9 protein-coding genes are annotated in these 8,632 nt (G+C 66.3%); all 9 read right to left on the bottom strand.

Features of this window, described 5'->3' with window-relative positions; genetic code table 11:
- On the bottom strand, positions 1-1,207 hold a 1,207-nt coding region (locus ACXJLU_RS23735; RefSeq protein WP_457335211.1), incomplete at its 3' end, for a type IV pilus assembly protein FimV.
- Between the two features lie 310 nt (positions 1,208-1,517).
- Positions 1,518-2,648 (bottom strand): aspartate-semialdehyde dehydrogenase, encoded by a 1,131-nt coding sequence (gene asd / locus ACXJLU_RS23730; RefSeq protein WP_457335209.1) that lies wholly within the window; start codon positions 2,646-2,648, stop codon positions 1,518-1,520.
- Positions 2,649-2,705: 57 nt separating this feature from the next.
- On the bottom strand, positions 2,706-3,785 hold the full coding sequence (gene leuB / locus ACXJLU_RS23725; protein WP_457335207.1) for a 3-isopropylmalate dehydrogenase: 1,080 nt from the start codon (positions 3,783-3,785) through the stop codon (positions 2,706-2,708).
- Entirely contained in the window at positions 3,782-4,084 is a 303-nt protein-coding gene (locus ACXJLU_RS23720; protein ID WP_143171463.1) for a hypothetical protein, read from the bottom strand. The genes leuB and ACXJLU_RS23720 overlap by 4 nt, the downstream gene beginning before the upstream one ends.
- A gap of 13 nt (positions 4,085-4,097) precedes the next feature.
- Positions 4,098-4,742, bottom strand: coding sequence for a 3-isopropylmalate dehydratase small subunit (gene leuD, locus ACXJLU_RS23715; RefSeq protein WP_073465435.1), 645 nt, complete (start codon positions 4,740-4,742; stop codon positions 4,098-4,100).
- Between the two features lie 13 nt (positions 4,743-4,755).
- On the bottom strand, positions 4,756-6,165 hold the full coding sequence (gene leuC / locus ACXJLU_RS23710; RefSeq protein ID WP_457335204.1) for a 3-isopropylmalate dehydratase large subunit: 1,410 nt from the start codon (positions 6,163-6,165) through the stop codon (positions 4,756-4,758).
- A 119-nt stretch (positions 6,166-6,284) separates the two neighbouring features.
- Positions 6,285-7,598 carry a citrate synthase gene (gene gltA / locus ACXJLU_RS23705; protein ID WP_073465433.1) on the bottom strand — a complete coding sequence of 438 codons (1,314 nt, stop codon included), beginning with the start codon at positions 7,596-7,598 and terminating at the stop codon, positions 6,285-6,287.
- Positions 7,599-7,642: 44 nt separating this feature from the next.
- A complete protein-coding gene (locus tag ACXJLU_RS23700) occupies positions 7,643-7,912 on the bottom strand; it encodes an FAD assembly factor SdhE (RefSeq protein ID WP_457335202.1) in 270 nt (89 codons plus the stop codon).
- Positions 7,913-7,919: 7 nt separating this feature from the next.
- Positions 7,920-8,624 (bottom strand): succinate dehydrogenase iron-sulfur subunit, encoded by a 705-nt coding sequence (locus ACXJLU_RS23695; protein WP_056811792.1) that lies wholly within the window; start codon positions 8,622-8,624, stop codon positions 7,920-7,922.
- Positions 8,625-8,632: the final 8 nt, after the last annotated feature.

The raw sequence follows: 8,632 nt of genomic DNA, 5'->3' as shown, positions 1-8,632 counted from the left end.
GAGCCGGGGGCGGCGGCGGCGTGACGACGGGCGGCTTGACCGGCACGTTCACCGCGGCCGGGGCCGGGGCTTGCGCCGGCGAGCCCGCCTTGGCACCAGCCGAAGCCTGGCCGAGCTTCTTCAGCTCTTCGACGTTCTTCGACAGTTCGGCGACACGCGACGAGTTTGCCTTCGCCTCGCGTTCCTTCGCGACCTTCGCTTCCGGCGTCGACGCGGTGCCCTTGCTCAGCGTCAGCTTGTCCGGCGTCGGGGCGGCGGCCTTCTTGCGGTCGTCGACCTCGGCCTGCACGGTGCCGCTGGTCTGGCGCGATGCGCCCTCGACCTTCGACGGTGCCACGCCGCTGGCCAGACGCTGGCGGTAGGCGCCGAAGTCGGCGCTCTGGGCCTGGATCAGCTGGCGCGCTTCGGTCGGCGTGATGGCCTTCGCGGTCTCGGCGGACGGCACGGCCAGCACGGCACCGGCCTTCAGCCGGTTCATGTTGTTGTTCAGGAAGGCGTCCGGGTTACCCTGGTACAGCGACGCCAGCATCTGGTCGAGCGAGACGCCCGGACGCTTGGTGTTGCCGGCAATGCGCGACAGCGTGTCGCCCGGTTTGACCTTGTACTCGTCGGCGCCCGAGCCAGCCTCGACGCCGGTGTCGGCGGACGGTGCGGCAGCAACGCGCGGCGTGTTGCGGGCCGGTGCCGGCGGCGCATCGCCGGTGACGGCGGGGCGCGGCACCGGTGCCGGGCGGGTCGCACGCGGCGCCGAAGCGGGCGCAGCAGCCGCAGCAGTTTCGGTGGACGACGACAGCGCCGGCGACGTGGCCGGCGGCGCGGCGGCCAGCGTGCGCGTCGACGGCGGGTCGAACAGCATCGTGTATTCGCGGACCAGGCGGCCGGTCGACCAGGTGATCTCGAGGATCACGTCGACGAAGGGCTCCTGCACGGCGCGATCGCTCGTGACCTTCAGGAAGGAGCGGCCGTCGGGACGGCGCTGCAGCACGACCTGCGTGGCCGGCAGCACCTGGTTGTAGTCGACGCCGGCGGCGCGGTACGACTCCGGCGGCGCGATGCGCACGTTCAGGTTCGACGCTTCTTCGGGCGTCAGGCTCGTGACGTCGATCTCCGCGCGCAGGGTTTCACCAAGCGCCGACTGAACCGCCAAGCGGCCGAGGCCGAGCGCCCAGGCGTTGGTGGCAGACAGGCACATGGCAGCGATGGCCACGCCAGTCAGTGCAAAGCGGCGAGCGAACAGCGAATTTCTTTTCAAGGCGTCTCCCAAGTGGAGGTGACGGGCAGTGTGCAAGGGCTCCCGTCGATTGGCATAGTTCTTATGGACAACCGCATTCGGACGGCCGTTTTTTAAGCACGCACCCCAGGCGCAGTAGAAAACACAATAACATCAACTAGATACGAAGACAAGCTCATGCAATGGCTGACATTCCCGCCGGGGCCGGGATTCGGCGCTTCCCGGGAGTATCCTGTTGCAGTATGGCAACGCAACCGGACACCCCGTCTTCATTGGTAACTTCCTGTCACGACAGCAGAATTCTCAGCATGCGGCGCAGCGGTTCGGCCGCACCCCACAACAGTTGATCGCCGATGGTGAAGGCGCCGAGGTACTCCGGCCCCATCGCCATCTTGCGCAAACGCCCGACTGGAATCGTCATCGTGCCGGTCACGGCCACCGGCGTCAGGTCCGCAAGCGTCGCCTCGCGCGTGTTCGGCACGACCTTGACCCAGGCGTTGTCGTTGGCGATCAACGCTTCGATGTCGGCCAAAGGCACGTCTTTCTTGAGCTTGAACGTCAGCGCCTGGCTGTGGCAACGCATCGCGCCGACGCGCACGCAGAAGCCGTCGACCGGCACGGCCGGCGTGCCGAAGGCCGCGCCCTGGCCGAGGATCTTGTTGGTCTCGGCCTCGCCCTTCCACTCTTCCTTGCTCATGCCGTTGCCCAGGTCCTTGTCGATCCAGGGAATCAGGCTGCCGGCGAGTGGCGCACCGAAGTTGGCGGTCTCGGCGTCGGAGAGTGAGCGCTGCTTCGCGGCGACCTTGCGGTCGATCTCGAGGATCGCGCTCTTCGGGTCGTCGAGCAGCGAGCGCACCTCGGCGTTCAGCGTGCCGAACTGCGTCAGCAGCTCGCGCATGTGCTGCGCACCGCCGCCCGAGGCCGCCTGGTAGGTCTGCGTGCTCATCCACTCAACCAGGCCCGCCTTGTACAGCGCGCCCACGCCCATCAGCATGCAGCTGACGGTGCAGTTGCCGCCGATCCAGTCGCGCTGGCCGGCGGCCAGTGCGTTCTTGATCACCGGCATGTTGACCGGGTCGAGCACGATGACGGCGTTGTCCTTCATGCGCAGCGACGAGGCCGCGTCGATCCAGTGGCCGTTCCAGCCGGCATTGCGCAGCTTCGGGTAGACCTCGTTGGTGTAGTCGCCGCCCTGGCAGGTGATGACGATCTCGCAGCGCTTCAGCGCCTCGATGTCGTTCGCGTCCTGCAGCGTGGTCTCGTTCTTCGCGTAGGCAGGCGCCTTGCCGCCGGCGTTGCTGGTGCTGAAGAACACCGGCTCGATCAGTTCGAAGTCGTTCTCTTGCGCCATGCGGTCGATCAGCACCGACCCCACCATGCCACGCCAGCCCACCAGGCCGACCAATCTCGTTGCCATCTTTCTGTCCTGTCTGTTGAATTCGTTCGTGAAGGGTTTCGTCGAAAGCGCGTCGGGTCAGCCGTTCGCTTTCAGGTGGGCGACAACAGCGTCGCCCATCTCCTTCGTGCCCACCTTCGTGGTGCCTTCACTGTGAATATCGGCGGTGCGCAGCCCCTTTGCCAGCACCGCCTTGACGGCCGCCTCGATGCGCTGTGCCGCGGCTTCCTGGTTCAGGCTGAAGCGCAGCATCATCGCGGCCGACAGGATGGTGGCCAGCGGGTTCGCGATGCCCTTGCCGGCGATGTCGGGCGCCGAGCCGTGGCTGGGCTCGTACAGGCCCTGGTTCCTCGCGTTCAGCGAGGCGGAAGGCAGCATGCCGATCGAGCCGGTCAGCATCGCCGCCTCGTCGCTGAGGATGTCGCCGAACATGTTGCCGGTGACGATCACGTCGAGCCGCTTCGGGTCCTTCACCAGCTGCATCGCCGCGTTGTCGACGTACATGTGCTCGAGCGCCACGTCGGGGTACTGCGCATGCACCTCGGTGACGACGTCGCGCCAGAACTGGAAGGTCTCCAGCACGTTGGCCTTGTCGACGCTCAGCAGCTTCTTGCGGCGCTTGCGCGCGGCCTGGAACGCGACGTGCGCGATGCGTTCGATCTCGGGGCGCGAGTAGCGCATCGTGTCGAAGGCCTCGTCGGCGCCGGCAAACGCGCCATCGGGCGACTGGCGCCGCCCGCGCGGCTGGCCGAAGTAGATGTCGCCGGTCAGCTCGCGGATGATCAGCAGGTCGAGGCCGGCCACGATCTCGGGCTTCAGCGTCGACGCGTGCGTCAGCTCCTCGTAGCAGATCGCCGGGCGGAAGTTGGCGAACAGCTCCAGGTTCTTGCGCAGCCCGAGGATGGCCTGCTCGGGCCGCAGGTGGCGTTCGAGCTTGTCGTATTTCCAGTCGCCGACGGCGCCGAACAGCACCGCGTCGGCCGACTTCGCCAGCGCGAGCGTCGCGTCGGGCAGCGGATGGCCGTGGGCCGCATAGGCCGCGCCGCCGACCTCGGCGCTCTCGGTCTCGAAGCGCAGGTCGAGGCAGCCGAGCACCTTGACGGCCTCGGCCATGATCTCCACCCCGATGCCGTCACCCGGCAGGATCGCAATCTTCACGAATCAGTTCCTTTGCGTTTGTCGACGGCCAGCCGTTCGACGAGAACCTTCTCACACAGCTTGAACACCACGTACGACGCCGCTGCTGCATACCCCGCCAGGATCAGCTGGCCCAGTTGCCAGAGCGCCCCTTCGCGAACGGCGTCCCAGCGATAGGTCGTCAGGAACTCCAGGTTCGCGCTGAACGTGTGCAACAGGTCCAGCGACGCGAGCCCGAAGACCACGAAGCTGATGCCCATCAGCAGGAAGGCCAGCCACCAGCGCCGCGACAGCAGGAGATAGAGGCGGCTGTAGGGCATGGCGGCCACTCCTTCACACGCGCTGGGCCAGCCAGGGCTTCTGCAACAGGCGCTCTGCTTCGAACGCGCGGATCTTGTCGGCATGGCGCAGCGTCAGGCCGATGTCGTCAAAGCCGTTGAGCAGGCAGAATTTCCGGAACGGCTGGACGTCGAAAGGGATCGCCTCTCCACCTGCCCGTTCGACGACCTGGCGGTCCAGGTCGATCGTCAGCTGGTAGCCGACGAAGGCGTTCACCTCGTCGAACAGGCGGCTCACCTCGTGCTCGGGCAGCACGATCGGCAGCAGGCCGTTCTTGAAGCAGTTGTTGAAGAAGATGTCGGCATAGCTCGGCGCGATGATGGCGCGGAAGCCGTACTGGTCGAGCGCCCACGGCGCGTGCTCGCGCGACGAGCCGCAGCCGAAGTTCTTGCGCGTGACCAGCACCGAGGCGCCCTGGTAGCGCGGCTGGTTCAGCACGAAATCGGGGTTGCGCTTGCGGCTGGCCGGGTCCTGGCCGGGCTCGCCGTGGTCGAGGTAGCGCCATTCGTCGAACAGGTTGGGACCGAACCCCGACTTCTTGATCGACTTCAGGAACTGCTTCGGGATGATCGCGTCGGTGTCGACGTTCTCGCGGTCAAGCGGGGCGACCAGGCCGGTGTGGATGCGAAAGGCTTGCATGGTCCGTCTCTCCTCAGGACAGCCGACGCACGTCGACGAAATGGCCCTGCATCGCGGCCGCGGCCGCCATCGCCGGGCTGACCAGGTGCGTGCGCCCACCGGCGCCCTGGCGGCCTTCGAAGTTGCGGTTCGACGTGGAAGCGCAGCGCTCGCCCGGCTCGAGCCGGTCGGCGTTCATCGCGAGGCACATCGAGCAGCCCGGCTCGCGCCATTCGAAGCCGGCGCCGCGGAAGATCACGTCCAGCCCTTCGCGCTCGGCCTGCTCCTTCACGAGGCCCGAGCCCGGCACCACCAGCGCCAGCTTGACGTTCTTCGCCAGCTTGCCGCCGATGCGGCGCACGATGGCCGCCGCTTCGCGCAGGTCTTCGATGCGCGAGTTGGTGCACGAGCCGATGAACACCTTGTCGATCAGGATGTCGGCGATCGGCTTGTTCGGCTCGAGCGCCATGTACTGCAGCGCACGCTCCATCGCGCCGCGCTTGCCGCTGTCCTTCTCGCGGTCCGGGTCGGGCACGCGGTCGTCGATGGACAGCACCATCTCGGGCGAGGTGCCCCAGGTGACCTGCGGGCGGATGGTCGACGCGTCGAGCTCGACGACGGCATCGAAGTGCGCGTCCGGGTCGGTGTGCAGCGTGCGCCAGTAGGTGACCGCATGGTCCCATTCGAGGCCGGCCGGCGTGAACGGGCGGCCCTTCACGTAGGCGATGGTGGTGTCGTCGACGCCGACCAGGCCGGCGCGCGCGCCCGCTTCGATCGCCATGTTGCACACCGTCATGCGGCCTTCCATGCTCAGCGCACGGATCGCGCTGCCGGCGAATTCGATGGTGTAGCCGGTACCGCCGGCGGTGCCGATCTTGCCGATGATGGCCAGCACGATGTCCTTCGCGCTGCAGCCGCGCGACAGCATGCCGTCCACCTTGACGAGCATGTTCTTCGCCTTGCGCGCCAGCAGCGTCTGCGTGGCCAGCACATGCTCGACCTCGCTGGTGCCGATGCCGTGCGCGAGCGCGCCGAACGCGCCGTGCGTGGAGGTGTGCGAATCGCCGCAGACCACCGTCATGCCGGGCAGCGTGGCGCCCTGCTCCGGGCCGATCACGTGGACGATGCCCTGGCGCTTGTCGTTCATCTTGAACTGCGTGATGCCGACGCGGTCGCAGTTGGCGTCCAGCGTGTCGACCTGCAGCTTCGAGATCGGGTCGGCGATGCCGTGCGAGCGGTCGGTGGTCGGCACGTTGTGGTCGCTGACCGCCAGGTTGGCCGACAGGCGCCAGACCTTGCGGTGGGCCAGGTCCAGGCCCTCGAACGCCTGCGGGCTGGTGACTTCGTGCACCAGGTGGCGATCGATGTAGAGGACGGCGGTGCCGTCGTCTTCGGTGTGGACGACGTGTTCGTCCCAGATCTTGTCGTAGAGCGTTCGTGCCATGGGGCGCTTCCGGTGGAAAACTCTGGCGAATTGCGGATTTTAGGCGCTGAACAATGAAAAACCCCGGCGCCAGGCCGGGGTTTTCGCAGAGGTGAGTTCAGGCTGCTTGCCGGCGGGGCTCAGTTTCGCTGCGCGATCGGTTTCACATTGCGCTGCGTGGCACCGTGGAATAGCTGGCGCGGACGGCCGATCTTGTACTCCGGGTCGCCGATCATCTCGTTCAGCTGGGCGATCCAGCCGACGGTGCGGGCCAGCGCGAACACGGCGGTGAACAGGCTGACCGGGATGCCGATCGCGCGCTGCACGATGCCCGAGTAGAAGTCGACGTTCGGGTACAGCTTGCGGGCGACGAAGTACTCGTCTTCCAGCGCGATCTTCTCGAGTTCCATCGCGAGCTTGAACAGCGGGTCGTTCTGCAGGCCCAGCGCGTTCAGCACCTCGTGGCAGGTCTCGCGCATCAGCTTGGCACGCGGGTCGTAGTTCTTGTAGACGCGGTGGCCGAAGCCCATCAGCTTGATGCCGGAGTTCTTGTCCTTGACCTGCTTGATGAACTCGCCGATCTTCTCGACGCCGCCCATCTTCTGCACGTCTTCCAGCATGTTCAGCGCCGCCTCGTTGGCGCCGCCGTGCGCGGGCCCCCACAGGCAGGCCACGCCGGCCGCGATCGCGGCGAACGGGTTGGTGCCCGACGAGCCGCACAGGCGCACGGTCGAGGTGGACGCGTTCTGCTCGTGGTCGGCATGCAGGATGAAGATGCGGTCCATCGCGCGCACCAGCACTTCGTTCGGCTCGTAGTCCTCGCACGGCGTCGCGAACATCATGCGCATGAAGTTGCTCGAGTACGACAGGTCGTTCTTCGGGTAGATGTAGGGCTGGCCGATGCCGTACTTGTAGGCCATCGCCACCAGCGTCGGCATCTTCGCGATCAGGCGGATCGCCGAGATCTCGCGGTGCTTCGGGTTGTTGATGTCGGTGCTGTCGTGATAGAAGGCCGACAGCCCGCCCACCAGCCCGGTCAGCACCGCCATCGGGTGCGCGTCGCGGCGGAAGCCGCGCAGGAAGAACTGCATCTGCTCGTTGACCATCGTGTGGTTGGTCACCAGCTTGACGAAATCGGTCTTCTCGGTTTCGTTCGGCAGTTCGCCGTTCAGCAGCAGGTAGCAGGTCTCGAGGTAGTCGCAGTTGGTCGCGAGCTGCTCGATCGGGTAGCCGCGGTACAGCAACTCGCCCTTGTCGCCGTCGATGTAGGTGATGCTCGACTGGCAGGCGGCGGTCGACAGGAAGCCCGGGTCGTAGGTGAACTTGCCGGTCTGCGCGTACAGCTTGCGGATGTCGATCACGTCCGGACCGATCGTGCCCTTGTAGACCGGCAGGTCCATCGCAGGGCTGCCATCGGAGAACGACAGGGTGGCTTTCACGTCGGACGGGGTCATGAGCGTTCCTTCAGAGGTAGTAAGACTTTATACGCACGCGCCGTCTAGTGCCGGGCGCGCATCAGCTGAAGCACTTCCAGCACATCGGCCCGGTGCAGGTCACCATCGGGTTCCTTGCGGGCGAGCAGCAGGTCGAGCAGGTCGTTGTCCGACAAGTCCATCAGCAGGGTCAGCCCCTCGGCCTGCCGGACTGTCAGCGATGACACATGACGTGCGAAGAACCGCTCGACGAACAGGTCGTTCTCGAGCAGGCCGCGCCGGCAACGCCAGCGCAGCTTGCTGAGGGCACGTTCATCGAGCAGCGTGTCGGTCATGTGGAGTTCAGACGGCGCGGCGCACCATCAGTTCCTTGATCTTGCCGATCGCCTTCGTCGGGTTCAGGCCCTTCGGGCAGACGTCGACGCAATTCATGATGGTGTGGCAGCGGAACAGGCGGTACGGGTCCTCGAGGTTGTCGAGGCGGCCGGCGGTGTCCTGGTCGCGGCTGTCGGCGATGAAGCGGTAGGCCTGCAGCAGCCCGGCGGGGCCGACGAACTTGTCGGGGTTCCACCAGAAGCTCGGGCAGCTCGTCGAGCAGCTGGCGCACAGGATGCACTCGTACAGGCCGTTCAGTTCCTCGCGCTCTTCCGGCGACTGCAAGCGCTCTTTCTCGGGCGGCGGCATGTCGTTGACGAGGTAGGGCTTGATCGAGTTGTACTGCGTGAAGAACTGCGTCATGTCGACGATCAGGTCGCGCACCACCGGCAGGCCGGGCAGCGGCTTCAGCACGACGACGTCGGGCAGCGTGCGCATGTTGGTCAGGCACGCGAGGCCGTTCTTGCCGTTGATGTTCATCGCGTCCGAACCGCAGACGCCTTCGCGGCACGAGCGGCGGAAGCTGATGGTCGGGTCGACCGCCTTCAGCTTCATCAGCGCATCGAGCAGCATGCGCTCGCTGCCGTCGAGTTCGACCTCGATCGTCTGCATGCGCGGCTTGGTGTCGGTGTCCGGGTCGTAGCGATAGATCTGAAAAACACGCTTGGTCATGAAATGCT

The sequence above is a fragment of the Rhizobacter sp. P5_C2 genome, assembly GCF_054049715.1.
The sequence above is the reverse complement of the archived record's forward strand: the minus strand, read 5'-3'. Positions and strand labels throughout refer to the sequence as shown.